Source organism: Alsobacter metallidurans, from assembly GCF_014636935.1.
In the GTDB taxonomy this organism is placed as follows: domain Bacteria; phylum Pseudomonadota; class Alphaproteobacteria; order Rhizobiales; family Beijerinckiaceae; genus Alsobacter; species Alsobacter metallidurans.
This window is the reverse complement of the sequence record NZ_BMES01000002.1, coordinates 2093551-2117914: the sequence shown is the minus strand read 5'-3', so window position 1 is coordinate 2117914 and position 24364 is coordinate 2093551. Positions and strand designations below refer to the sequence as shown.

Sequence of the window (24364 nt, the reverse complement as noted above, 5' to 3'; positions counted from 1 at the left end):
TCCGAGCTGTCCACGATCGGGACGGGTATCGTCTTTCACGGGAAATTTACCCTCATCGCGCTTCATGAGGATGTCGTCCGGAGTTCTCCATGTCTTCTGAAACCACCATCACGACCCGCATCCTCCTGGCCGAAGACGACAACGACATGCGTCGGTTTCTGGTCAAGGCGCTGGAGAACGCCGGGTACAACGTCGCTTCGTTCGACAACGGGCTGTCGGCCTATAATCGTTTGCGCGAAGAACCGTTCGAGCTGCTGCTCACCGACATTGTGATGCCCGAGATGGACGGCATCGAGCTGGCGCGCCGCGCCACGGAGCTCGACCCCGACATCAAGGTCATGTTCATCACCGGCTTCGCGGCCGTGGCGCTGAACCCCGACTCACAGGCCCCCAAGGACGCCAAGGTGCTGTCCAAGCCGTTCCACCTGCGCGATCTGGTGAACGAGGTCCAGAAGCTGCTCCAGGCGGCCTGATCGAGGCTTGCCATCTCCGAACCGAGTGGCTATACCCGCGCCACTCGCGGTCGACCTCGCGTCGACGCCGGGCGCGTAGCTCAGCGGGAGAGCACTACGTTGACATCGTAGGGGTCACAGGTTCGATCCCTGTCGCGCCCACCATTTCGGCCTCATAGCCGCGGAAAGCCCCAGTGCGAAAGCCTGGGGTTTTTTGTTGCGTGCGCGGCTGGCTCGTTCCGCGCGTCCGCTGCACTGCTCCGTTGCGAGAGGCTCCGCAAACGGCGGTTGCATCAACCCTGCGTTCGGTCAGGATGGCAGGCGTTTCGGTTTTCGCCGAGGCGCGCCCGCCCGACCGTGTTGAACGGTCCGACGGGGAGTAACGGCCGCAACAGACGGCCCGGACTTCGGGGAGGAACCATGACCAATCTCACACGCCGTCGCGTGCTCGGCGGAGCGGCCGGGCTTGCGGCCCTGCAGGCGACAGGCGCCTTCGGACAGACAGCCGCCGCGCCGGTGCAACTCAGTATCGTCGACGTCGCCGGCAATCTGCAGCTGACGCAGGCCGCGATCGAGCGGTTCGTGCGCGAAAACCCCAAGCTGGTGTCGCGCGCCACCTTCACGCGGGCGCCGTCGCCCGAGCTGCCGGCCAAGATCAAGGCGCAGCAGCAGGCGAATCGCGTCGACATCGATCTCGTGCTGACCGGGCCGGGCGCCATGTCGGACGGCATCCAGCAGGGGCTTTGGATCGATGTGTGGAAGTCGCGCGCGTCCGAGCTGCCCAAGGCCGAGGAGGTTTATCACGAGCAGGCGCTGATGATGCAGCGTAACTTCGGCCAGAACGAAGGCGTCGCGGTGGTGTATTCGCCCTCCGGGCCGCTGTTCGAATATGCGCCGGACCGGCTCAAGACCGTGCCGAAGACGGCCGAGGAGTTCCTGGCCTATGTGAAGCAGAACCCGAAGCGCTTCACCTATGCGCGGCCGGTGAATTCCGGGCCGGGCTGGACCTTTCTGCAAGGCCTTCCCTACATCCTGAACGACGCCGATCCGTCCGACCCCATGAAGGGCTGGGACAAAACCTGGGCTTACCTGAAGGAGCTCGGGACCGGCATCGACTATTATCCGGGCGGCACCACGCCCACCATGAAGGAGCTCGGCGAGGGCACCCGCGACGTGATCGTCTCGACCTTCGGGTGGGACATCAACCCGCGTGCGCTCGGCATCGTGCCGAAGGAGGCGGAGGTGTTCGTGCTCGCCAACACGCACTGGATTCCGGACACGCAGTTCATGTGCATTCCGAAAGGCACTGCGGAAGCCAAGCTGCCGGCGCTGCTGGCGCTGATGGCCTACATGCTGAAGCCGGAGGCGCAGTCGGCCACCTACGACAAGGGCTATTTCTACCCGGGCCCCGCCATCAAGGGCGTGACGCTCGCGATGGCCCCGCAGGAAAGCCGCGACGTGCTGAAGGAGTACGGCCGGCCGATGTATGACGACCTGATCGCCAAGACGCCGACGCGGCCGCCGCTGACGCCCGAGCGCCTTGTGGCGGCGTTCCGGCGCTGGGACCAGGAGATCGGCGTCGGCCACGGAGCGCCGAACTGATGCGGTTCGCCGCCATCGGGCTGGACCACCGGCACATCTTCCACATGGTGGGAGGCCTTCTGGAGGCCGGCGCGACATGCGCCGGCTTCGACCCGCACACGACCGATCCACGCGTTCTGGCGGGCTTTCGCGAACGCTTCCCCGATCTTCGAGAGGCGAGCCGCGACGCGCTGCTGGACGACGCCTCCGTGGACATGATCGTGTGCGCGGCCGTTCCGGCGGATCGCGCCGCGCTGGCGGTGTGGGCCATGCGGGCCGGCAAGGACGTGATGGTCGACAAGCCCGGCGTCACCACGGCGGCGCAGCTCGCCGACGTGGAGGCGGCGGTGGCCGAGACGGGCCGGATCTTCTCGGTGTGCTTTTCGGAGCGCTTCATCGTTCCGGCCACGATCGTGGCCGGCAAGCTGATCGCCGACGGGGCGATCGGCCGGGTGGTGCAGACCATCGGGCTCGGCCCGCACCGGCTGAACCGAGCGATCCGGCCGGACTGGTTCTTCGACAAGGCGCGGTTCGGCGGGATCCTGACCGACATCGCGTCGCACCAGATCGACCAGTTCCTGCATTTCACCGGATCGACGGACGCCGCCATCGTGGCGTCTGCGACAGGGCACTTCGGCGGGCCGGACCTGCCGGACTTCGAGGATTTCGGCGAGGTGCTGCTGCGCAGCGACCGGGCCGGCGGCTATGTGCGGGTGGACTGGTTCACGGCCGATGGGCTGCCGACCTGGGGCGACGGGCGTCTCACGATCCTGGGCACAGAGGGCACGATCGAGCTGCGCAAATATGTCGACATCGCCGGGCGGCCCGGGACCGACCACGTGTTCGTGGTCGACAAGGCCGGTATGCGCCACATCGACGCCTCGGGCGAGCCGCTGCTCTACTTTCGCAACCTCGTCCGCGACGTGGCGGACCGCACCGAAACCGCCGCGCCGCAGCGGCACGTCTTCACGGTTTGCCGGCTCGCCCTGCGGGCGCAGGCGCAGGCCGTGCGGCTGGAGCCAGGAAAAGGGCGGCCGGCGCATTCCCATTCTGGAGTTCTCGCATGAGCAGGACCGGCGTCGCGATCGTGGGGCTGGGGCCGGCGTCGCTGCCGCATTCCAAGAGCCTCCTCGATCTGCAGGACAGGGCTGAGGTTTGCTGGGCGGTGAGCCGCTCGCAGGAGCGGGCGGACGCTTTCGCGCGGCAGTTCCCGTTTCGGGTGACAACCGATCTCGAGGCCGTGCTGGTCGATCCGCAGGTGGACGCCGTGATCGTGCTGACGCCGCCGAGCAGCCACCGGGACGTGTCGGTGCGCTGCCTCGAGGCCGGCAAGCACGTGCTGGTGGAGAAGCCGATCGAGCTCACGAGCGCGCGCGGGGCGGAGCTGGTGGCGGCGGCCGAGCGCACCGGACGGACGCTCGGCGTTGTGTTGCAGCACCGCTTTCGGCCCGCCAGCCTGCGTCTTCGGGCTGCGCTGGACGGCGGCGAGCTGGGACCGGTCCAGGCCGCCTCGTTGTCGGTGCCCTGGTGGCGGCCGCAGAGCTACTACGATGAGCCCGGCCGCGGCACGTTCGCACGCGACGGCGGCGGCGTGCTGCTGACCCAGGCCATCCATTCTCTCGACCTCTTCAGGTCGCTGGTCGGCGTGTCGCGGGTCGTCGCCGCGCAGGCGCGCACCACGGCGCTGCATCGCATGGAGACCGAGGACTACGTCTCGGCCCTGCTCGAAACCGCGAACGGCTCGCCCGCCACGCTGATGACCACCACGGCGGCCCCGCCCGGTTACCCGGAGCGGATCGAGATCATCGGGCAAAGCGGCTTCGCGTCGCTGGTGGGCGGGCGCCTGCAACTTGCTTTCGTGGATGGCCGGACCGAGACCGTGGAAGCCGAAGGCAGCACGGGCAGCGGCGCGAACATCATGGATTTCCCGCACGACGCCCATCGCGCCGTGATCGCGGACTTCCTCGACGCGATCGCGACCGGCCGCCCACCCGTGGTCACGGGGGCGGAGGCCCTGGCGTCGCAGCGGCTCGTGGACGAGATACTCCAGGTCGCGCAGTTCGCACCGACCTCGAAGGCGTAGGCCCGCAAGGTCCTGAGCGGGGTCGACGGCTGGGGCTGTTCCATACCGTGCGCTTGCTGCGCGGCCGGAACGTTGGGCGGCATGGGCCATTGCCGCCCCATGCATGCCTTGCCCTTCGTTCAGGATCTTGCGCGCTCGTTCCAGCGCCTCCCGCGAGCATCCTTCGCGGCCTTGTTCGTCGGGCGCCTCAAAAGGAGCCGCCCATGAAAGCCCTTGTCTGGCACGGGAAGGAAGACATCCGCTGCGACCGCGTGTCTGACCCGGAAATCCAGGATTCCCGCGACGCTATCATCAAGGTGACGAGTTGTGCGATCTGCGGCTCGGACCTGCATCTCTTCCATAACTTCATTCCGGCGATGATGCCCGGCGACATCATGGGCCACGAGGCCATGGGCGAGGTGGTGGAGGTCGGGTCGGCGGCGAAAGGCAAGCTCAAGAAGGGCGACCGCGTCGTCGTGCCGTTCACGATCTTTTGCGGCGAGTGCGACCAGTGCCGACGCGGCAACTACTCGGTGTGCGAACGCAGCAACCGTAACAAGGATCTGGCCGACAAGGCCTTCGGCCACGCCACGGCGGGGTTGTTCGGCTACACGCACCTTACGGGCGGCTATCCGGGCGGGCAGGCCGAGTACCTGCGCGTGCCCTTCGCGGACGCCACGCACATCAAGGTGCCGGACGGCATACCCGACGAGAAGCTGCTGTTCCTCAGCGACATTTTCCCGACCGGCTGGCAGGCCGCCGCGCAATGTGACATCGAGCCCACCGACACGGTGGCGATCTGGGGCTGCGGGCCGGTGGGTCAGATGGCCATCCGCAGCGCCATCCTGCTCGGCGCCAAGCAGGTGGTGGCGATCGACTGCGTGCCGGAGCGTCTTGGCATGGCGGAGGCCGGCGGCGCCATCACGATCAACTTCATGGATGAGAGCGTGATCGAGCGCCTGAACGAGCTCACGGGCGGCAAGGGCCCGGACAAGTGCATCGACTGCGTCGGCATGGAGAGCCACGTGACCATGTCGCTGCCGGATACGATCTACGATCGCGGCAAGCAGATGCTCATGATGGAGAACGACCGGCCGCACGTGCTGCGCGAGATGATCTACGTGTGCCGCGGCGCCGGCGTGATCTCGATCCCGGGCGTGTATAGCGGCCTGGTGGACAAGATCCCGTTCGGCATGGCGATGAACAAGGGCATCACGTTCCGGACCGGCCAGACGCACGTGAAACGGTGGACCGACGACCTACTGCGGCGGATCGAGGAGGGCCAGATCGACCCCTCCTTCGTGATCACCCACACGGTGCGGCTCGAGGACGGGCCCGACATGTACAAGCTGTTCCGCGACAAGCAGGACGACTGCATCAAAGTCGTGCTGAAGCCCTGAAACCGGAGGCTGCCCCATGTTCCCTCTCAGCAACCTCGTCCGCGCCAAGGGCGATCCCAAGATCCTGCGCAGCGGGCCAAGCTCGTTGACGATGGCCGACAAGCTCACGCGCGGCCTGGGCTGGTTCAGCATCGGCCTGGGCCTCACCGAGCTCCTGGCGCCGCGCAAGATCACCCGCGCGCTCGGAATGCGCGGCATGGAGCCGCTCGTGCGCGCCTATGGGGCGCGCGAGATCGCGGCCGGCGTCATGACGCTCTCGACCGAAAAGCACCTCGGCCTGGCGAGCCGCGTGGCGGGCGACGGGCTCGACATCGCGACCCTCGCGGTGGGGCTGGTGCGGCCAGGCAACCGGCGGCGGGATAACGTCGCGCTCGCCATCGCGATGGTGGTCGGCGTGACGGTGCTCGACATCGCGGCCGCCAGGGCCACGAAGGTGGCGCATGGCCGCAATGGCGCGGGCGACCGGCGGAAGTTCGCCGACCGGACGGGCTTCCCCCAGGGCGTAGAAGCCGCCCGGCGGATCGGCACAACGGCCCGAACGGCCGGCTCAGCCTGAGCTTCGGCGGGTGGCGCCTGCCCGCTACGCTCTTCGCACGACGCCGTTCAGTAGCGTATCAGCCAGCGTCCGGGCGATAGCCTGGCGACCGGCACGCTCGTCGCCCGGCCTGGGGCGATACCAGATCGTCATCCAGTTCAGCGCGCCAAGGAGCGCCTTGACGGTGAGCCGCACATCGCCGGGCGCGATGCTGCCGTCGCACGCTCCCGCCTCCAGCACGTCGCCGATCAGCGCCTCGAAGGCGTCGCGGCGCCCGGTGAGGTGCGCCAGCATGGCGCGCTGATCTGGCGTGCTGGCGCCGTGCATGTGCATCTCGACGCCCTGCGTGTTCACCTTCTGGAACGCCACGCTCTCCATCATCGTGAGGGCGTGCGCTTCCAGCACGGCCCTAAGGCGCGCGGCGCCGTCGCCCGGACCCTCCGCGGCGGGGCGGGCCGCCTGGAAGCACAGGTCCATGCCGTGCTCGATCACGGCGAAGAACAGGTCCGCCTTGGCGGGAAAGTGGTGGTAGACGAGCCCCTTGGTGGCTCCCATCCGGCGCGCGATCATGTCGATCGAGGTCGCCTCGAAGCCGTTGATCATGAAGCACTCCGCCGCCGCGACGAGGATCTCGTCGCGGCGCTGCGCGGTATCGTTCACCCGCGCCGGGCGTTCGGAATGCTGCGCGTCTCGCGGCTTCATGGGCGTTCGGCTTCCATCGGCGTGGCTGCGGCCGCATCATCCTAAGCACTGGACAGCGCCGCGTCAGGCTGCATACTACTCGGTATGTTGGCGGTCGCGCCAGTCCGTCGTGTTGCACCCGGGAGGACGCCCTATGGACTATCTGGAGTCTCTTTTCTCGGCGGCGGGCAAAACCGCCCTAGTGACCGGCGGCGCGACCGGCATCGGCCGGATGTGCGCCGAGGCGCTGGTTCGGGCGGGCGCGCGGGTGCTGATCGCGTCGCGCAAGGGCGAGGCCTGCGAGGCCACGGCCGCGGAGCTTAACGCGCTGGGCGCCCCGGGCCGCTGCGAGGGCTTTGCGGGCGACGTCGGCACGGAAGCCGGCGTGATGGCGCTGGCGGCCGAGGTCAAGAACCGGGTGGGAGGGCGCCTCGACATCCTGGTCAACAACGCCGGCAAGACCTGGGGCGAGCCTATGGGCACGTTCCCGTGGAAGGCGTGGGAGGGCGTGTTCTCGGTGAACGTGGCCGGCCTGTTCACGCTGACGCGCGAGCTCCTGCCGGAGCTCACCGCCGCCGCGACGCCGGACGAACCCGCGCGGGTGGTGAATCTCGGCTCCGTGATGGGCTCCGCCCCGATGGGCGAGGGGCCCTACTCCTACTCGGCCTCCAAGGCGGCCGTGCACCACCTCACCAAGATCCTGGCGCGGGAATTCGCGGGGCGGCAGATCACCGTGAACGCCTTTGCGCCCGGGCCTTTCCCGAGCCGCATGATGGCCTTCGCCACCGCCGAGGAGGAGATGCGGGCCAAAACGGCCGCCACGGTGCCCATGGGGCGCATCGGCCGCCCGAGCGACATCGCGGGCGCGCTCCTGTTCCTGTGCGGGCGCGGCGGCGCCTACACGACCGGCGCGATCCTGCCGCTGGACGGCGGCGTCGCGGTTGAAGGCGGCCACAAACTGTTCGAGGTCGAGTGATGTTGGAGGCGGAGCTGCCCGCGGCCGGGCCACGCCGCGCAATTTCGCTCGCCGACTACAAGGCCAGCGTCGGGCGCGAGCTCGGCGTATCGGCCTGGATCGACGTCACGCAGGAGATGGTGAACGGCTTCGCCGATCTCACGCATGACCGGCAGTTCATCCACATCGATCCGGCCCGTGCGGCCGAAACGCCGTTCGGCGGCACGGTCGCGCATGGCTTCCTGACGCTCTCGCTGCTGAGCGTCATGGCGTATGACGCAGTGCCGTCGCTGGAAGGCTCGGCGATGGGCGTGAATTATGGGTTTGAGCGCTTGCGCTTCGTGAGCCCGGTGCGGCCGGGATCGCGCGTGCGCGGCCGCTTCGCGCTGACCGAGATCACCGAGCGCTCGCCGACGGAGCTGATGCTGCGGGTAAGCGTGACGGTGGAGATCGACGGGCAGGCAAAGCCCGCCATCGTGGCCGATTGGCTGACCCTGCGCGTGCTGGGCTGAGGAGAACATCGATGACGATCAGGTTCGACGGACGGGTCGCGATCGTGACCGGCGCCGGGGCAGGCCTGGGCCGCAGCCACGCGCTGGGGCTGGCGGAGCGCGGCGCCAAGGTGGCGGTGCTCGACATGGGCGGCGCGCTGGACGGCTCGGGCGGGTCCGCGACGGCGGCCGAGCAGGTCGTCGCCGAGATCGAGGCGGCCGGCGGCGAGGCCATGGCGTGCGCGGTGGACGTCACCGACTTCGCGGCCGTGACGGCCGCGGTCGGCGAGGTGCTGGCCCGCTGGGGACGGGTCGACATCCTGGTCAACAACGCCGGCATCCTGCGCGACCGGACCTTCGCCAAGATGGAGATGGACGACTTCCGCAAGGTCGTGGAGGTGCACCTCATGGGGTCGGTGCACTGCACCAAGGCCGTCTGGGACACGATGCGCCAGCAGAACTACGGCCGCATCGTCTTCACGTCGTCGTCGTCCGGGCTCTACGGCAATTTCGGGCAGTCGAACTACGGGGCCGCCAAGGCCGCGATGGTGGGCCTCATGAACGTTTTGCACCTGGAAGGGCGCAAGCACGACATCCGGGTCAACACGCTCGCTCCCACGGCGGCGACGCGCATGACCGAGCAGCTGATGTCGCCCGAGGCGCTGGAGCTGCTGCGGCCGGAGTTCATCACGCCGGGCGTGCTCTACCTCGTGTCGGACGTCGCGCCGTCGCGCACCATCCTGGGCGCGGGCGCGGGGGTGTTCGCCCAGACGGTGATCACCGAGACCGAGGGCGTCTATCTCGACGAGGCGCAGCGGACGCCGGAGGGCGTCGCGGCGCATTTCGCCGCGATCTCGGATCCGGCCAACGAGAGCGTGCTCACCGAAGCCTTTCACCAGACGGACAAGTTCGTCAGGATGGCGGCCAAGCACAAGGGCGTCGACCTTCAGGCGAGCCGATAGGGAGAAACACCATGCGGGAAGCCGTGATCGTCTCGACGGCGCGCACACCGATCGGCAAGGCCTATCGGGGCGCGTTCAACGACACGCAGGCGCAGGCGCTGGGCGGCCACGCCATCGCGTCGGCGGTGAGCCGAGCCGGGATCGACCCGGCCGAGGTGGACGACGTCATCATGGGGGCGGCCCTGCAGCAGGGCTCCACCACCATGAACGTTGCCCGGCAGGCCGCCATGCGGGCCGGGTTGCCGACCTCTGTCGCCGGCATGAGCGTGGACCGGCAATGCGCCTCCGGCCTCATGGCGATCGCGATCGCGGCCAAGCAGATCGTCGCGGACGGCATGACGGTGACGGTGGGCGGCGGGCTGGAGTCGATTTCGCTCTGCCAGAACGAGCACGCGAACCGCTACCGCGCGCAGGACCCCTGGCTCGTGGAGCGCATGCCTGCGCTCTACATGAGCATGCTGGAGACCGCCGAGGTGGTGGCCGAGCGCTACGGCGTGAGCCGCGATGCGCAGGACGCCTATGCGGCGCAGTCGCAGGCCCGCACGGCCGACGCGCAGGCGGCGGGGCGCTTCGACGCCGAGATCGTCTCGATGCCGAGCAGCATGCTGGTGCAGGACAAGGCCACCGGGGCCGTGTCGTCGGTGGAAACGCGGCTCAGCAAGGACGAGGGCAATCGCCCCGGCACCACGGCCGAGCAGCTCGGTGCGCTGAAGCCGGTGTTCAAGGACGGCCAACGCATTCGCGAAGGCCGCTTCATCACGGCCGGCAACGCCTCGCAGCTGTCGGACGGCGCCTCGGCCAGCGTGTTGATGGAAGCGCGCGAGGCGGAACGCCGCGGCCTGCAGCCGCTCGGGATTTATCGCGGCATGGCGGTGGCGGGATGCGACCCGGACGAGATGGGCATCGGGCCCGTATTCGCGGTGCCGAAGCTCCTGAAGCAGCACGGGCTGACGGTGGACGACATCGGGCTCTGGGAGCTCAACGAGGCCTTCGCCGTGCAGGTTCTGTATTGCCGCGACCGGCTCGGCATCCCGGACGAGAAGCTCAACGTCAACGGCGGCGCGATCTCGATCGGCCATCCGTATGGCATGTCGGGCGCCCGCATGACGGGCCATGCCCTGATCGAGGGCAAGCGCCGCGGCGCCCGCTATGCGGTGGTGACGATGTGCGTGGGCGGCGGCATGGGAGCCGCCGGCCTGTTCGAGATCGCTTAAGCAATTCGTTTCGTAGGGGAACACGCCATGTCGCTCGGTCAGCCTGTTGTCGGCGCCATGAATCTCGGCGTCACCGAAAAGCTCCGGCCCTTGCTGGAGCAGGTCCGCGCCATGGTGCAGGACGAATGCATTCCGCTGGAGCGTGAGTTCGAGGAGGAGGTCGGCAAGGCCGGCGACCGCTTCAAGCACACGCCCCGGCAGCTCGAGATTCTGAACGGGCTCAAGGCCAAGGCGCGTGAGCGCGGGCTCTGGAATTTCTGGCTCACGGATTCGGAGCGCGGCTACGGGCTAACGACGGTGGAATACGCCTATCTGGCCGAGGAGATGGGCAAGTCGCCGCTCGGCGCCGAGACCTTCAACTGCTCGGCTCCGGACACGGGCAACATGGAGGTGTTCGAGCGCTACGGCACGCAGGCGCAAAAGGACCGCTGGCTCGCGCCGCTGCTGAAGGGCGAGATCCGCTCCGCCTACCTGATGACTGAGCCCGGCGTGGCCTCGTCGGACGCCACCAACATCGCGCTGGAAGCCCGGCTCGAGGGCGACGAGTGGGTGCTGAACGGCGAGAAGTGGTGGGCCTCGGGCGCGGGCGATCCGCGCTGCAAGATCTACATCGTGATGTGCCTGACGGACGCCGGGGCCGACAAGCACAAGCGCCATTCCATGATCCTGGTCCCGGCCGGCACGCCGGGCGTCACCGTGCTTCGGCCCATGCAGGTCTATGGCGAGGACGACGCCCCGCACGGCCACATGCACATCCGCTTCGAGAACGTGCGCGTGCCGGCCGAAAATCTCGTGCATGGCCGCGGCCGAGGCTTCGAGGTGGCGCAGGGCCGGCTCGGGCCGGGGCGCATCCACCACTGCATGCGGGCGATCGGGCAGGCCGAGCGCGCCCTAGAGGCGCTCTGCCGCAGGGCCAACGCCCGCACGGCCTTCGGCAAGAAGCTGGTCGATCTCGGGGCCAACTACGACATCATCGCGGAAAGCCGCATGGAGATCGAGATGGCGCGTCTCCTGTGCCTCAAGGCGGCCTACATGATGGACACGGTCGGCACCCGTGCGGCCGCGCCCTGGATCTCCCAGATCAAGGTGGTGGCGCCGCGCATCGCGCTGAAGATCACGGACGAGGCCGTGCAGATGCACGGCGCGGCCGGCATCAGCCAGGACTTCCCGCTTGCCCGCATGTGGACGCATCTGCGCACGCTGCGGCTCGCGGACGGGCCGGACGCCGTGCACCGGCGCGTCGTCGCCAAGGCCGAGCTGAAGCGCTACACCAACGAGGGCGCCTGACATGTCCGGCGCGGGGCCGGCGACGGCCGTCTCGGCGCTGGACGAGGCGGCGCTGCTGGGCTGGATGGACGCGCATGTCCCAGGCTTTCGCGGGCCGCTGAGAGCCGAGAAGTTTCCGGGCGGGCAGTCCAACCCGACGTTCCGGATCACGTCGCCCTCCGGCGGCTACGTGCTGCGGCGCAAGCCGCCCGGGCAGTTGCTGAAGTCGGCCCACGCTGTGGACAGGGAGTTCCGGGTCATCAGCGCGCTGGCGCAGACCGACGTGCCCGTGCCGCGCGCCCTGGCGTTGTGCGCCGACGACACGGTTCTGGGCACGATGTTCTACGTCATGCAGGAGGTTCGCGGGCGCGTGTTCTGGGATCCGGCCATGCCGGACTCAAACCCGGCCGAGCGCGCCGCGGTGTATGACGCCATGAACGCCGCGCTGGCGGCGCTGCATTCGGTGAATGTCGAGGCCGTCGGCCTGCAGGATTTCGGCCGGCCCGGCGACTACTTCGCCCGGCAGGTCTCGCGCTGGTCCGATCAGTACCGCGCCTCCGAGACGCAGCGGGTCCCGGCCATGGACCAGCTCATCGCGTGGCTCGGCTCCAACCGGCCGCCCGATGACGGGCGCGTGTCGCTGGTTCATGGCGACTACCGGATCGACAACATGATCTTCTCGGCGGACGCGCCGAAGCTCCTGGCCATCATCGACTGGGAGCTGTCGACGCTGGGCCATCCGTTCTCGGACCTCGCCTACCAGTGCATGCAGTGGCGCCTGCCACATGAGGGAGATTTCCGGGGTCTGGCGGGCGTGGATCGCATCGCGCTGGGGTTGCCGACCGAAGAGGCTTACGTGGCGGCCTATTGCGCCCGCATGGGGATCGACGCCATCCCGACATGGACGTTCTGCCTCGCCTTCAGCTTCTTCCGCCTCGCCGCCATTCTGCAGGGCGTTTTGAAGCGGGCGCTGGACGGCAACGGCTCCAACCCGGAGCGGGGGCTGAAGATGGGCAAGGCCGTGCCGCTGCTGGCGCAAATGGCGTGCGACCTCGTGGAGGCGAAGGGCTGATGCGGTTCGCCGGGCAGACCGTGCTGATCACCGGAGCGGCGGGCGGCTTCGGTCGCCGCGCGGCGGAGCGCTTCGCCGCGGAAGGCGCCCGGCTGGTGATCTCGGACATCGACGCGGCGCGGCTGGACGCCTTGGCGGTTGATTTGCGCGGGAGCGGAGCCGCTGTGGTCGCGGAGGCTGGAAACGTCGCGGAGGAAGCCACAGCGCAGCGGCTCGTCGGAGCGGCGGTCGACGCCTATGGGCGGCTGGACGTGGCGGTGAACAACGCCGGGGTGGCTCATCCTTATCTCAAGCTCCCCGACATCGAGGCGCGTCAGGCCGAGACCGTCATCGCCGTAGACCTGATGGGCGTCTTCCTTGCCTTGAAGCACCAGCTGCCCGCCATGGAACGGCAGGGCGGGGGCGTGATCCTGAACGTGGCGTCCGTCGCCGGGCTCGTCGGGGCGCCGCTGCTCTCGGTCTATGCGGCCGCGAAGCACGGCGTGATCGGGCTGACCAAGACGGCCGCCCTCGAATACGCCCGCAAGAACATCCGCGTGAACGCGATCTGCCCATCCTTCGCGGATACCGCCATGGTGAAGGACGAGCTCGCGCAGATGCGCGGCGGAGCCGACGCCGCGCTGGAGCGGGTCGTCGGGGCGATCCCGATGCGGCGCCTTGCCAGCGTGGACGAAATCGTGAGCGCGATGATGATGCTTTGCGGCCCCGAAAGCGCCTTCGTGACCGGAGCGGCGCTGCCGGTGGACGGCGGGCTCACGGCCGCGTAAGCGCCGACTTCGAATCCTTACCCGACCACTAGGCGAACCGGCTTTTCGAGCACCGCGAGCACGCGCGGGAGATCGTGGCCGCGCTTCATGATCAGCCCGCCGGCGGCGATCACCGCGTAGGCGCCCTGCTTGCGGGCCAGCTTGGGGGTTTTCTCGATGCGGTAGAGCGGGTATTCGCCCGAGCGGCGATATACGCAGAACACCGCCTTTTCCTTGAGAAAATCGATCGAGTAGTCGCGCCACTCGCCTTCGGCCACCTTGCGGCCATACGCGTCGAAAAGCGCGCGCAGCTCGTGCCTGTCGAACACGACCTGCATCGTTCCCGGGAAGCCAAGGACGCCGGCCCCCGGGGCCTCCCGCGTCCTCGATGCGCTTTGCGGGTCCGACAGGTCTGCCTCGCTCATCATGCCTCCTGTGCTGTCCGGCGGGGCTTCGCCGAACTGTCATGGGCAGTCTGGCACGGTTCCTCGCGGGGTGAAACGCTCGGTTTCGCCGCGGTGCAACGCCGACCCGGCGCCGATCAATTCCACATCTCGGGCCCGTGATGTTCGCCATGATATTTCCTTGATGCGAACATTCGCCGGCCCCGAACTGCGTAGATAACCTTATGCGTTGCCTCGGGCCCGAGCCTGGTTCGTCCGGATCGATCAGCCCCCCAGCCCCCCGGCGTTCGGGGCTCGGGCCCACCATTTCAGTTCCCTGTCCTAGGGCCGCCGCAAGGCGGCCCTTCTCTTTTTGGGCGTGCGTCGCGCGAAGCGCTTGAAATCCCCCGCCAGGCTCGCGATATCGGCACGCGGCGGCCGAGCCTTGGCCGCTCCCCGGCAATCCCGAGCGGGCGCGCGCCCGCCAAAAACCAAGAGGCGACCCGTGGTCGACGCCGCTACTCCCGAGACTTCCGCTCCCAAGGGCGAAAGCCGCGCCTTCGAGGCCGACGTTTCCCGCCTGCTGCATCTCATGGTGCATTCGGTCTATTCGGACCGGGACATCTTCCTGCGTGAATTGGTCGCAAACGGCGCCGACGCCTGCGAGAAGCTGCGCACGATGGCGTTGCAGAACGATGCGCTGCTGGGCGGCGACACCGAGCTCGGCGTCACCATCGCGTGCGATCCGGAGGGCAAAACGCTTACGGTGTCGGACAACGGCGTCGGCATGAGCCATTCCGACCTCGTGGAAGCGCTCGGCACCATTGCGCGGTCCGGCACGCGGGCGTTCCTGGAGCAGCTTGGCGAGAAGGCCGAGGGCTCCAACCTCATCGGCCAGTTCGGCGTCGGCTTCTACTCGGCTTTCATGGTTGCGCGCAGCGTCGACGTGCTGACCCGCAAGGCGGGGGCCGCCGAAGCCTGGAAGTGGTCGTCGGACGGGCAGGGCGCCTACACGATCGAGCCCGCCGCCGAGGCGGACGCGCCTGCGCGCGGCACGCGCGTGGTGCTGCACCTCTCCGAAGGGAGCGAGGACTACGCCGAGCCGCACACGGCCGAGCGCATCGTGCGCCAGCATGGCAGCGCGGTGCCGGTGCCGGTGGACCTGATCGAGAAGCCCGGCGCCGAGAAGCGTCGCATCGCGGACGGCACGGCGATCTGGACAAAGTCCAAGAGCGACATCTCGGCGGAAGACTACACGTCATTCTACCAGTCGGTGGCGACGCAGTTCGATGAGCCGGCGCTGACCATCCATTACCGCGCGGAGGGCCGGCACGAGTACAACGTGCTCGCCTTCGTGCCCTCGACGCCGCCGCTGGCGCTGTTCGATCCGCTCCGCAAGGGCCGGATGAAGCTCTACGTGCGGCGCATGTTCATTTCGGACGAGCTCGAGATCCTGCCCGGGTACCTGCGCTTCGTGTCCGGCGTGGTGGACAGCGCCGACCTGCCGCTCAACCTGTCGCGCGAGACCATCCAGGACAGCCCCATCCTGGCGGCGATCCGCAAGGGCGTGACCAACCGCGTGCTCTCCGAACTGGACAAGCTGGCCGACAAAGACGCCGAGCTGTTTGGCAAGGTGTGGACGGCGTTCGGCCCGGTGCTGAAAGAAGGCCTCTACGAGGACTATGAGCGCCGCGACGCACTGTTCTCGATCGCGCGTTTCGCGACGTCCAAGCAACCAGAGGGCGGGCGTTCGTTGAAGAGCTACGTGGCGGAGCTTCGCGAGAACCAGACGGACATCTGGTACCTCGTCGGCGACGACGCCAAGCGGCTGGCCGCAAGCCCCCACCTGGAAGGCTTCCGGGCGCGCGGCATCGAGGTGTTGCTGCTGTCGGACCCGGTCGATGCTTTTTGGGTGCAGAATGCGCTCGGTTATGAGGGCAAGCCGTTCAAGTCGGTCACGCAGGGCTCCGCCGACATCGCCAACGTGCCGCTGGCCGAGGGCGAGAGCGCGCCGGACGACAAGGACATGGGCGCGGACGTCGCCAGTCTGCTGGCCTTTGTGAAGCAGACGCTTGGGGATGCGGTGTCGGACGTGCGGCCCTCAACGCGCCTCGCCGAGAGCGCCGCGTGTCTGGTTGCGGGCGAGCATGGCCCCGACCGTGGCCTGGAGCGGTTGCTGGCCGCGCATGGCAAGCTTTCGGAAGCCACCAAGCCGGTGCTGGAGGTGAACCCGCGCCATGGCATCGTGGCCAGTCTCGCGGCGCGGCTGCAGGGCGGCGGCGACAAGACCGTGATCGAGGACGCCTCGTTTTTGTTGCTGGACCAGGCGCGCGCCGCCGAAGGCCAGCCTCCGGTGGATGCCGCCGCCTTCGCGCAGCGGTTGACGCGGCTGATGCAGAGCGCGCTGGCCTGAATGGAAGCCTCGGCGCCGGGCGTTTCGCCCGGCGTCCCCTGGCGCGCATGGCGGCGTCAGGCGCCCGGCTTCACGCCGGCCAGAAACGCCGCGACGCTCGGGGCGATGCGCTGGACGATGGTCTTCACGCCATCCGGGTTGGGATGGAGACCATCGTTCAAGTTCAGGCGGCGGTCGCCCGCGATGCCGTCGAGAAAGAACGGATAGAGCGGCGCGCCGTGCTTGGCGGCCAGCGCCGGAAAGAGGTCGTCAAATGCCTGGATGTAGTCCGCCCCCATGTTGCGGGGCGCGTACATACCGGCGATCATGACCGGTATGCCGCGCGCCTTGAGGCGGGTGAGGATTTCGTCCAGGGCCTTGCGGGTGATTGCAGGGTCGACGCCGCGCAGGGCGTCGTTGGCGCCCAGCTCCACGATGACGGCGTCGGTTCCGTCCGGCACGGACCAGTCGAGACGGGCGAGGCCCTGCGAGGCGGTGTCGCCCGACACGCCCGCATTGGCGATCTCGACGTCGAGACCCTTGGCCTTCAGGGCCCTTTCGAGCTGCGCCGGAAAAGCCGCGTCGCCGGGCAGCATGTAGCCGGCCGTGAGGCTGTCGCCCAGGGCGACGACGCGGAGCGTCCGGGCCGAGGCCGGGGCGGCGAAGCTGAAAAGCATGAGAAAAGCGCCGAGGAATGCGAGAAAGCCGGGCAGACGGGTGGGGCGAAACGCCCGGGCCTGCTGGACTGCGGGAAGCGAGCCCCCATATTGGGAAGCGGTCGCGGCGAACGTGGGGACGGGCGTGCTGGCGGTCATGGGCGTGACATCGGCATGGACGCAGGCATGGTCAAGGCGATCGAACTCGAAAATGTGGACCTCAGCCTGGGACGAGGCGCCGCGAGGGTGCACATCCTGAAAGGCGTTTCCCTGTCGGTCGGCAAGGGCGAGGCGCTCGGGCTGGTCGGCCCATCCGGCTCCGGCAAGTCGACGCTTCTGATGGTGATGGCCGGGCTCGAGCGCCAGGACGCCGGCGTCGTGCGCATCGACGGGCAGGACCTCGGACCGCTGGACGAAGACGCGCTGGCGCGGTTTCGCGGCCGGCGTGTCGGCATCGTATTTCAATCCTTCCACCTGCTCCCCACCATGACGGCGCTCGAAAACGTGGCGGTGCCGCTCGAACTCGCCGGCCACTCCGACGCGTTTGCGCGCGCCAAGGCCGAATTGGAGCAGGTGGGGCTCGGGCATCGCCTGACGCATTACCCGGCCGAGATGTCCGGCGGCGAGCAGCAGCGCGTCGCGCTGGCGCGGGCGCTCGCGCCCGATCCGGCCATCCTGGTCGCCGATGAGCCGACCGGCAATCTCGACGAGGCGACCGGTCAGCAGATCGTTGATCTCCTGTTCCGCATGAAGACCGAACGCGGCGCCACGCTGATCCTGGTGACGCATGACCCCGGGCTGGCGCGCCGCTGCGATCGCACGATTGCGTTGCGCTCCGGCGTAATCGACGTCGAGCGTAGCGAAGCGCTCAGCAGCGGCCGCGCCTGATGCACGGCACGCTTCCTTCCCCGGCCCGCCGCGACCCGCCGCAACAGTCCTTTGGGGCGGAGCTTCTCGTGTCCTTTCGGCTGGCGTTCCGCAATCTGCGCAGCGGACTGCGAGGCTTCGGCATCTTCCTGGCCTGCATCGCGCTTGGCGTCGCCGCCATCACGGGCGTGGGTTCGGTGGCGCGGTCGCTCGGCGACGGCTTGGCCGGGCAGGGACGCACCATCCTGGGCGGCGACCTCGCGGCGAGCGTGCTGCAACGCGAGGCGACCGACGCCGAGAAAACCTATCTGGCCTCGCTTGGCCGGATGAGCAGCGTCGCCACCATGCGGGCCATGGTGCGGGTGGGCGACGCCAACACGGCGTTGGTGGAGTTGAAGGCCGCGGACAGCGGCTATCCGTCCGTGGGTGAACTCGCGCTTGATCCGCCGATGACGCCGGAGGCGCTGTTCCGGCGCGAGGGTGACGCCTTCGGGGCCGCGGCCGACCCGGCCCTGTTCACGCGGTTGAACCTGAAACCCGGCGCGGAAGTGCGGCTCGGCGACGCCCGGCTGATCCTGCGCGCGGCCGTGCAGTCGGAGCCCGACAAGCTGGCTGCAGGGATCTCGTTCGGCCCGCGCCTGTTGCTGTCGCAAGACGCCCTGCGCGCCACGGGCCTGCTGCAGCCTGGCAGCCTCGTGCGCTGGTCCTACAGGCTCATCCTGCCGCAAGCGGACGAAGCCTCGCTGACGCGGGTGACGGACGGCATCAACAAGGCGTTGCCGGAATCCGGCTTCGACGTGCGCTCGCGGGCCAACGCCGCACCGCAGTTCGCGCGCAACATCGAGCGGTTCAGCCAGTTTCTGACGTTGGTCGGCCTTGCCGCGCTGGTGGTGGGCGGCGTCGGCGTCGCCAACGCGGTGGCGGCCTATGTGGACCGCCGGCGAGCGTCCCTCGCGACGCTGAAAAGCGTCGGCGCCACGGGTGGCCGCGTGTTCCTGATCGCGCTGATCGAGATTCTTGCGCTGGCGCTCGCCGGCGTGCTGATCGGCCTCGCGATCGGCGCGGCCTTGCCCTATGTGCTGGCGTCCAGCCTGCGGAGCCTGCTGCCGATCCCGCTCGATCCACATCTCTACCCGTCCGAACTGGCCGGCGGGGCGCTTTATGGCCTGCTCACCGCGATTGCGTTTTCGCTGTGGCCGCTAAGCCGGGTGCACGACATCTCGGTGTCCGGGCTGTTTCGCGACCAGGTCGCGCCGGATCGCCGCTGGCCGCGCAGGCGCTATGTCGTGGCGCTCGCGGTGGCGGTGCTGACGTTAGCCGGTTTTGCGATCCTGCTCAGTTTCGACCGACGTGTCGCGCTCGCCGCCGTGGTCGGCACCTCGGCCGCCTTCGTGCTGCTGCGCGGCGTCGCCTGGCTGATCATGACGGTGGCGGCCAGGCTGCCGCGTCCCAGAGGCGCGGAACTGCGGCTCGCGATCGCGAACATTCATAGGCCGGGCGCACTAACGCCTTCGCTGGCGCTTTCGCTCGGCCTCGGCGTGACGCTGCTGGTGACGCTCGCGCTGGTGGATTCCTCCATTCGCAGCCAGCTGACGCGCTCGTTGCCCGAGCGGGCTCCGAGCTTCTTCTTTCTCGACATCCCGTCGTCGGACGCCGACCGGTTCGATGCCCTGCTCGGGCAGGTGGCGCAGGGCGCCAAGATCGAGCGCGTCCCGATGATGCGGGGCCGGGTGGTGTCGATCAAGGGCGTGCCGGCCGCCGAGGTGAAAGCCGCCGAGAACGCCGCCTGGGTGCTGGAGGGCGACCGCGGCATCACGTATGCGACGACCCTGCCGGAAGGTTCTCGCCTCGTCGCGGGCGAATGGTGGGCTCCGGACTACAAGGGCCCGCCGCTGGTGTCGTTCGACGACGAGCTCGCCAAGGGGCTCAACCTCGCGGTGGGCGACCCGATCACCGTCAACGTGCTGGGGCGCAACATCACCGCCAAGGTGGCGAATCTGCGCCGGGTGGAGTGGCAGTCGCTCGGCATCAATTTCGTGATGGTGTTCTCGCCGTCCGCCTTTGCGGGCGCGCCGCATTCTGACCTGTCGACCGTGACGTTCCCGGGCGGCGCGCCGCAGGAGCGCGAGCAGGCCGTCGTGGCCGCCATGGCGAAAGACTTCCCCAACGTCACCACCGTGCGGGTGAAGGACGCGCTGGACGCCATCAACGACCTCGTTGGGCAACTCGCGCTCGCGATCCGGGGCGCGAGCACGGTGGCTGTCGCGGCCAGCATCCTGGTGCTCGCCGGCGCGCTTGCGGCCGGGCGGCGCTCGCGCGTGTATGACGCCGTGGTGCTGAAGACTCTCGGCGCCACGCGCGGACGGCTGCTCGCTGCGTTTCTGCTGGAGTACGGCATCCTGGGCGTGGCGACCGCGATCTTCGGCACGCTCGCCGGGACGGCGGCCGCCTGGTGGATCGTTGAGAAGCTGATGAAGCTTAGCCTGGAATGGTCGCTGGCAGGGGCCGGATCGGTCGCGATCGGCTCCGTCGCCTTAACGATCGTTCTCGGCCTCGCCGGGACGTGGCGAATCCTCGGCCAGAAGCCGGCTGCTTATCTCCGCGACCTGTAAGTAGAAAACAGCGGAACGGCGGGACGGCTGCTTCAACTGCGCGAAATTTACCGTGCTGTTACAATTGACATAATCCAGCTCTGCTTTTTCCGATTGCGCCGCCGAGGGCGGCTCTTGTTTTACCGATGGGGGCCCCTCATATTTGATGCAACTGCCGGGACCACACCGGTAGGAGGGGAAAAGCAATTCGCTCTGCGAGGACGCACATGTCGAACTATGACCGCAACGCCTATTCCCAGTTCGGGCCCGTCGCCGGCCGGGCTGGCGTCGCCGAGTACGACCAGGGCCTGCGCGCCTATATGCTCGGCATCTACAACCACATGACGATCGCGCTTGCGATCTCGGCGCTCGTGGCGCTCGGGACCTACATGGCCGCCGTATCGTCCGTGCCGACCGCCTATCCGATCGGCCGTTCCATCTACCTGACCGGCTTTGGCGCCGCGCTCTATCTCAGCCCGCTGAAGTGGCTGGTGATGCTGGCGCCGCTCGGCTTCGTGTTCTTTCTCTCGTTCCGCTTCGAACGGATGAGCATGGGCGCCCTGATGGGCACCTTCTGGGCTTTCGCGACCGTGATGGGTCTGTCGCTGAGCACGATCTTCCTCGTGTTCAAGATGGGCAGCATCGTGCAGACGCTGTTCATCACGGCGGCCTCGTTCGGCGCGCTCTCGCTGTATGGCTACACCACCAAGCGTAGCCTCTCGGCGATGGGTTCGTTCCTGGTGATGGGCCTCTTCGGCCTGATCATCGCGAGCCTGGCCAACATCTTCTTCCAGAGCGGCGCGCTGCAGTTCGTGATCAACCTCGTGGGCGTCGGCATCTTCGCCGGCTTGACCGCCTGGGACACGCAGCGCCTGAAGGAAGAGTACGACGTGGTCGGCCACGACCAGACCATGGCCGGCAAGGCCTCCATCATGGGCGCCCTGTCGCTGTACCTGAACTTCATCAACATGTTCCAGTTCCTGCTCTCCCTGATGGGTCAGCGGAACAACTAAACGGACGGGCTGCAACGGCCTTGAAGTGAGGCCCCGGGGCAACCCCCGGGGCCTTTTTCGTTGCGGCGCAACTGGAGCGGCTTTCGCCCGCAGCCGGATGGCGCCACAAAGGACAGGCAGAAGCCGAGCCCCCGAATGACCTCCATCGTCCGCCCGTCCGAAGATCGCGACCTGCCCGACATCACCGCGATCTACTCGCATGCCGTCCTGAACGGCACGGCGTCGTTTGAGATCGATCCGCCGGACGAGGCCGAGATGGCGCGGCGTCGCCGCGAGTTGCTCGCGGCCGGCTACCCCTATCTGGTGGCCGAGGCAGACGACCGGATCGTAGGCTACGCCTATGCTTCGGCGTATCGGCCGCGGCCCGCCTACCGGTTCACGGTGGAAGATTCGATCTATGTCGCCCCCGAGGTTCAGGGGCGGGGCGTGGGCCGGGCGCTGCTTTCGTCGCTGATCGCGCATTGCGAGCGGCAGGGGTTTCGGCAAATGGTCGGGGTGATCGGCGACAGTTCGTCGACAGGCTCGATCGCGCTGCACCGGGCGCTCGGCTTCCTGAACGCCGGCGTTGTGCGCGACGTCGGCTACAAGCACGGGCGCTGGCTGGACCAGGTGATCATGCAGCGCCGGCTCGGATCTGCCGCCGAGGGCGTTCCCGCCATGGAAGGCGACGCCAAGACCTAGCGCCAGCGCCTTACCCCGAGCGTTGGTGAGAACCGAAGGAGCCGCCGCTCCCGGCCAGTTCAACCAGCAGTTCGGCCGGCTCCCACCCATGCCCGAAGGCGGCATGGATCTCGCGCATGTCGGCCAGGATGGTCGGAAGGCCGACAAGGTCGGCCTCGAACATCGGGCCGCCACGCCAGGCCGGGAAGCCGTAGCCGTGCAGCAGCACCATGTCGATGTCGAGCGCGCGCGGGACGATCTTTTCGGCCAGGATCTTGGCTCCCTCGTTCGCCATGGCGGCGCGCACCTGCCGAACGAGCCGATCCGGGTCGAACGGCTCGCGAGGGCGGCCGAGCTCCGCCGAGACGGACTGGACGATCGCGGTCACCTCGGGGTCGACCTGCCGCTTGCCGTCCACGTAGCGATAGTAGCCGGCCCCGGTCTTCTGGCCGAAGCGGCCCAGCGCACACAGGCGATCGGCTACGGTTCCTCCGTAGCGGGCTTTCGGGTCGCGCGTCGGCGCGAGGCGCTTGCGGCGCGCGGCGCCGATGTCGAGGCCGGCGAGATCAGCCACCGCGAACGGACCCATCGCCATGCCGTAGCCTTCCAGGGCGGCGTCGACCTCTGCGGGGAGCGCGCCGTCCTCCAGCGCGAAGTCGGTGATCTGCCGCCACGTCGCCAGGATGCGGTTGCCGACGAAGCCGTCGCACACCCCGCAGGTGACCGGCAGCTTGCCGAGCCGACGGGCGAGCGCGACGCCGGTCGCGACCGCATCGGGGGCGCTCGCCGCGCCCTCGACCACCTCGACGAGCCGCATGATGTTGGCGGGCGAGAAGAAGTGCAGCCCGATCACGTCGGCGGGGCGCCCCGAGGCCTGCGCGATCTCGTTCACGTCCAGGTAGGACGTGTTGGTGGCGAGCACGGCGACGGCCTGAGCGACGGCTCCAAGCCGGCCGAAGATCTCCTTCTTTACGCCCATCTCCTCGAAGGCAGCCTCGATCACGAGGTCGCACCCGGCGAGGTCGCCGAAATCCTCCGAGACGGTCAGTCGCGAGAGCCGCTCGTCCTTGCCGGCCTCATCGATGCGGCCGGATTTGAGCGCCCTCGCATAGAGGCCGGCAATGCGGTCCCAACCCGCCCCGACGGCGGCCGTGCTGGTTTCCACCACGGTGACGCGCAGCCCGGCGTCGAGCAGCGACACCGCGATGCCGGCCCCCATGGTGCCGGCTCCGATCACCCCGACGGTTTCGACCTTGCGGGGAGAGACGCCCTCCAGGTGCGGGACGCGCTGCACCTCGCGCTCGGAGAAGAACGCGTAGCGAAGCGCCTTGGCCTGGTCGGAGCCGACCAGTTCGGTGAAGATCGCGCGCTCGGCCGCCAGGCCTTCGCCGATTGCCGTCGTCGTGGCGAGCCGAACGGCCTCCACGGCGCGCACGGGCGAGAGTTGGCCGCGCGCCTTGCCGATGACGGTGGCCGCGACCTTGTTGAACGCCGCATGGTCGAACGCCGGCACGGCAAGTTCGCCCGTCCGACGCAGCGGCTTGCCCGACAGCGCGCGGGCGAGCGTGATCGCTTCGGCGCGCAGGTCGCCCGACGCGACGGAGTCCAGCAGGCCCATCGCCTTGGCCTGGGCGGCTTTCACGGGCTTGCCGGACGAGATCATTTCCAGCGCGGCGACCGGCCCGGCGAGGCGCGGCGTGCGCTGCGTTCCACCCGCGCCGGGGATGATGCCGAGCTTCACTTCCGGCAGGCCGACCGCCGCGCCCTTGTCGGCGATGCGGCCATGGCAACTGAGCGCGACCTCGAAGCCGCCGCCCAGCGCCGTGCCGTGGATCGCGGCGACGACGGGCTTCGCGCAGCTTTCGATCGCGGACAGAACTTCCGACAGGCCGGGCGCGAGCGGCGGCTTGCCGAATTCGCGAATGTCGGCGCCGGCGATAAACGTGCGGCCCTCGCACGCAAGCACGATGGCTTTGACACCAGCGTCGGCGGCCGCGGCCTTCACGGCCTCCAGCAGTCCGGCGCGCACAGCCTGCGACAGGGCGTTCACGGGCGGGCTGTCCACCAGGATCAGCGTGACGTCGCCCTCGCGGCGGGTCGTGACGGGGCCGTGGGGGGCGGCGCTGCTCATGGGGCGTCCTCGCTGATCGGTTTTGCGCGATCCTAGAGGTGGGGACGCGGGGCTGGAAGCCCTCGTGAGCCCGCAGGCGGTTTGGAGCCGGTGTGGAAATACGATCCCAGACGCAGGTTTCCACCCTGCCTGACTTGAAACCCGCCCAAGGATGGACTATTCACCAACACCGAAGGGCGCGTGGGCCGCAGAACCACGTGGTTTACTTCGTGCCCGCGCAAATCCTAGACCCATTCAGGTCGTTCCGCGCGACC

At 68.6% G+C, this 24364-nt stretch carries 22 protein-coding genes and 1 tRNA gene; 19 read left to right on the top strand and 4 right to left on the bottom strand.

The genetic code is table 11. From position 1 onward, the window contains the following. Positions 1 to 107 precede the first annotated feature (107 nt). From cpdR to IEV99_RS20220, 7 genes are all read left to right on the top strand, one after another. Entirely contained in the window at positions 108 to 473 is a 366-nt protein-coding gene (cpdR, locus tag IEV99_RS20250) for a cell cycle two-component system response regulator CpdR (RefSeq protein ID WP_244643996.1), read from the top strand. Positions 474 to 542: 69 nt separating this feature from the next. Further along, positions 543 to 617, top strand: a tRNA-Val gene (locus IEV99_RS20245). A gap of 255 nt (positions 618 to 872) precedes the next feature. After that, on the top strand, positions 873 to 2054 hold the full coding sequence (locus IEV99_RS20240) for an extracellular solute-binding protein (RefSeq protein WP_188519506.1): 1182 nt from the start codon (positions 873 to 875) through the stop codon (positions 2052 to 2054). Continuing rightward, positions 2051 to 3100 carry a Gfo/Idh/MocA family protein gene (locus IEV99_RS20235; RefSeq protein WP_188519763.1) on the top strand — a complete coding sequence of 350 codons (1050 nt, stop codon included), beginning with the start codon at positions 2051 to 2053 and terminating at the stop codon, positions 3098 to 3100. Before IEV99_RS20240 ends, IEV99_RS20235 begins: the two co-directional genes overlap by 4 nt. Continuing rightward, positions 3097 to 4116, top strand: a complete 1020-nt coding sequence (locus IEV99_RS20230; RefSeq protein ID WP_188519505.1) for a Gfo/Idh/MocA family protein — start codon at positions 3097 to 3099, stop codon at positions 4114 to 4116. The genes IEV99_RS20235 and IEV99_RS20230 overlap by 4 nt, the downstream gene beginning before the upstream one ends. A 203-nt stretch (positions 4117 to 4319) precedes the next feature. Then, a complete protein-coding gene (locus tag IEV99_RS20225; protein ID WP_188519504.1) occupies positions 4320 to 5495 on the top strand; it encodes a zinc-dependent alcohol dehydrogenase in 1176 nt (391 codons plus the stop codon). Between the two features lie 16 nt (positions 5496 to 5511). After that, on the top strand, positions 5512 to 6051 hold the full coding sequence (locus IEV99_RS20220; RefSeq protein WP_188519503.1) for a hypothetical protein: 540 nt from the start codon (positions 5512 to 5514) through the stop codon (positions 6049 to 6051). A 24-nt stretch (positions 6052 to 6075) separates the two neighbouring features. Here IEV99_RS20220 and IEV99_RS20215 read toward each other — a convergent pair whose 3' ends face one another. Beyond that, positions 6076 to 6732 carry a TetR/AcrR family transcriptional regulator gene (locus IEV99_RS20215; protein WP_188519502.1) on the bottom strand — a complete coding sequence of 219 codons (657 nt, stop codon included), beginning with the start codon at positions 6730 to 6732 and terminating at the stop codon, positions 6076 to 6078. A 133-nt stretch (positions 6733 to 6865) separates the two neighbouring features. On the opposite strand from IEV99_RS20215, the gene IEV99_RS20210 reads away from it, so the two are divergent. From IEV99_RS20210 to IEV99_RS20180, 7 genes are read left to right on the top strand one after another with little or no spacing between them, the layout of a single operon-like run. Beyond that, positions 6866 to 7687 (top strand): SDR family oxidoreductase, encoded by an 822-nt coding sequence (locus IEV99_RS20210; protein WP_188519501.1) that lies wholly within the window; start codon positions 6866 to 6868, stop codon positions 7685 to 7687. Then, a complete protein-coding gene (locus tag IEV99_RS20205) occupies positions 7687 to 8178 on the top strand; it encodes a MaoC family dehydratase (RefSeq protein ID WP_188519500.1) in 492 nt (163 codons plus the stop codon). Before IEV99_RS20210 ends, IEV99_RS20205 begins: the two co-directional genes overlap by 1 nt. Before the next feature lie 11 nt (positions 8179 to 8189). After that, a complete protein-coding gene (locus IEV99_RS20200) occupies positions 8190 to 9119 on the top strand; it encodes an SDR family NAD(P)-dependent oxidoreductase (RefSeq protein WP_188519499.1) in 930 nt (309 codons plus the stop codon). Positions 9120 to 9130: 11 nt separating this feature from the next. Next, the gene (locus tag IEV99_RS20195) at positions 9131 to 10333 is read left to right on the top strand and encodes an acetyl-CoA C-acyltransferase (RefSeq protein WP_188519498.1); all 1203 of its coding nucleotides are present in this window, start codon (positions 9131 to 9133) and stop codon (positions 10331 to 10333) included. A 57-nt stretch (positions 10334 to 10390) separates the two neighbouring features. Continuing rightward, complete coding sequence (locus IEV99_RS20190; RefSeq protein ID WP_188519762.1) at positions 10391 to 11620, top strand: acyl-CoA dehydrogenase family protein; 1230 nt, start codon at positions 10391 to 10393, stop codon at positions 11618 to 11620. Between the two features lies 1 nt (position 11621). Then, the gene (locus IEV99_RS20185) at positions 11622 to 12671 is read left to right on the top strand and encodes a phosphotransferase (RefSeq protein ID WP_188519497.1); all 1050 of its coding nucleotides are present in this window, start codon (positions 11622 to 11624) and stop codon (positions 12669 to 12671) included. Continuing rightward, positions 12671 to 13438, top strand: coding sequence for an SDR family NAD(P)-dependent oxidoreductase (locus IEV99_RS20180; RefSeq protein WP_188519496.1), 768 nt, complete (start codon positions 12671 to 12673; stop codon positions 13436 to 13438). The genes IEV99_RS20185 and IEV99_RS20180 overlap by 1 nt, the downstream gene beginning before the upstream one ends. Before the next feature lie 17 nt (positions 13439 to 13455). Here IEV99_RS20180 and IEV99_RS20175 read toward each other — a convergent pair whose 3' ends face one another. Continuing rightward, a complete protein-coding gene (locus IEV99_RS20175) occupies positions 13456 to 13842 on the bottom strand; it encodes a DUF2794 domain-containing protein (RefSeq protein WP_188519495.1) in 387 nt (128 codons plus the stop codon). A 463-nt stretch (positions 13843 to 14305) separates the two neighbouring features. Here IEV99_RS20175 and htpG point away from each other — a divergent pair, with 463 nt between their 5' ends. Next, a complete protein-coding gene (htpG, locus tag IEV99_RS20170) occupies positions 14306 to 16213 on the top strand; it encodes a molecular chaperone HtpG (protein ID WP_244643946.1) in 1908 nt (635 codons plus the stop codon). 56 nt (positions 16214 to 16269) lie between these two features. On the opposite strand, the gene IEV99_RS20165 is transcribed toward htpG, so the two are convergent. Further along, positions 16270 to 17007: an arylesterase gene (locus tag IEV99_RS20165; RefSeq protein ID WP_188519494.1), complete on the bottom strand. Its 738-nt coding sequence runs from the start codon at positions 17005 to 17007 to the stop codon at positions 16270 to 16272. A gap of 27 nt (positions 17008 to 17034) precedes the next feature. On the opposite strand from IEV99_RS20165, the gene IEV99_RS20160 reads away from it, so the two are divergent. The 4 genes from IEV99_RS20160 to IEV99_RS20145 all read left to right on the top strand — a co-directional run bounded on the left by IEV99_RS20160 (position 17035) and on the right by IEV99_RS20145 (position 22000). Next, positions 17035 to 17736, top strand: coding sequence for an ABC transporter ATP-binding protein (locus IEV99_RS20160; protein ID WP_188519493.1), 702 nt, complete (start codon positions 17035 to 17037; stop codon positions 17734 to 17736). After that, positions 17736 to 20327, top strand: a complete 2592-nt coding sequence (locus IEV99_RS20155; protein ID WP_188519492.1) for an ABC transporter permease — start codon at positions 17736 to 17738, stop codon at positions 20325 to 20327. The genes IEV99_RS20160 and IEV99_RS20155 overlap by 1 nt, the downstream gene beginning before the upstream one ends. Before the next feature lie 206 nt (positions 20328 to 20533). Continuing rightward, positions 20534 to 21319, top strand: coding sequence for a Bax inhibitor-1/YccA family protein (locus tag IEV99_RS20150; RefSeq protein WP_188519491.1), 786 nt, complete (start codon positions 20534 to 20536; stop codon positions 21317 to 21319). 135 nt (positions 21320 to 21454) lie between these two features. Beyond that, positions 21455 to 22000, top strand: a complete 546-nt coding sequence (locus IEV99_RS20145) for a GNAT family N-acetyltransferase (RefSeq protein WP_188519490.1) — start codon at positions 21455 to 21457, stop codon at positions 21998 to 22000. Between the two features lie 10 nt (positions 22001 to 22010). Here the strand turns inward: IEV99_RS20145 and IEV99_RS20140 are convergent, their stop codons facing one another. After that, complete coding sequence (locus IEV99_RS20140) at positions 22011 to 24110, bottom strand: 3-hydroxyacyl-CoA dehydrogenase NAD-binding domain-containing protein (protein WP_188519489.1); 2100 nt, start codon at positions 24108 to 24110, stop codon at positions 22011 to 22013. Positions 24111 to 24364: the final 254 nt, after the last annotated feature.

Coding starts and splice junctions, on each gene's coding strand:
- IEV99_RS20175 (WP_188519495.1), bottom strand. CDS start 13,842: ATGAGCGAGGCAGACCTGTCGGACCCGCAAAGCGCATCGAGGACGCGG.
- IEV99_RS20200 (WP_188519499.1), top strand. CDS start 8,190: ATGACGATCAGGTTCGACGGACGGGTCGCGATCGTGACCGGCGCCGGG.
- IEV99_RS20220 (WP_188519503.1), top strand. CDS start 5,512: ATGTTCCCTCTCAGCAACCTCGTCCGCGCCAAGGGCGATCCCAAGATC.
- IEV99_RS20240 (WP_188519506.1), top strand. CDS start 873: ATGACCAATCTCACACGCCGTCGCGTGCTCGGCGGAGCGGCCGGGCTT.
- IEV99_RS20140 (WP_188519489.1), bottom strand. CDS start 24,110: ATGAGCAGCGCCGCCCCCCACGGCCCCGTCACGACCCGCCGCGAGGGC.
- IEV99_RS20180 (WP_188519496.1), top strand. CDS start 12,671: ATGCGGTTCGCCGGGCAGACCGTGCTGATCACCGGAGCGGCGGGCGGC.
- IEV99_RS20205 (WP_188519500.1), top strand. CDS start 7,687: ATGTTGGAGGCGGAGCTGCCCGCGGCCGGGCCACGCCGCGCAATTTCG.
- IEV99_RS20225 (WP_188519504.1), top strand. CDS start 4,320: ATGAAAGCCCTTGTCTGGCACGGGAAGGAAGACATCCGCTGCGACCGC.
- IEV99_RS20230 (WP_188519505.1), top strand. CDS start 3,097: ATGAGCAGGACCGGCGTCGCGATCGTGGGGCTGGGGCCGGCGTCGCTG.
- IEV99_RS20195 (WP_188519498.1), top strand. CDS start 9,131: ATGCGGGAAGCCGTGATCGTCTCGACGGCGCGCACACCGATCGGCAAG.
- IEV99_RS20155 (WP_188519492.1), top strand. CDS start 17,736: ATGCACGGCACGCTTCCTTCCCCGGCCCGCCGCGACCCGCCGCAACAG.
- IEV99_RS20215 (WP_188519502.1), bottom strand. CDS start 6,732: ATGAAGCCGCGAGACGCGCAGCATTCCGAACGCCCGGCGCGGGTGAAC.
- IEV99_RS20165 (WP_188519494.1), bottom strand. CDS start 17,007: ATGACCGCCAGCACGCCCGTCCCCACGTTCGCCGCGACCGCTTCCCAA.
- IEV99_RS20150 (WP_188519491.1), top strand. CDS start 20,534: ATGTCGAACTATGACCGCAACGCCTATTCCCAGTTCGGGCCCGTCGCC.
- IEV99_RS20185 (WP_188519497.1), top strand. CDS start 11,622: ATGTCCGGCGCGGGGCCGGCGACGGCCGTCTCGGCGCTGGACGAGGCG.
- IEV99_RS20160 (WP_188519493.1), top strand. CDS start 17,035: ATGGTCAAGGCGATCGAACTCGAAAATGTGGACCTCAGCCTGGGACGA.
- IEV99_RS20190 (WP_188519762.1), top strand. CDS start 10,391: ATGAATCTCGGCGTCACCGAAAAGCTCCGGCCCTTGCTGGAGCAGGTC.
- IEV99_RS20210 (WP_188519501.1), top strand. CDS start 6,866: ATGGACTATCTGGAGTCTCTTTTCTCGGCGGCGGGCAAAACCGCCCTA.
- IEV99_RS20145 (WP_188519490.1), top strand. CDS start 21,455: ATGACCTCCATCGTCCGCCCGTCCGAAGATCGCGACCTGCCCGACATC.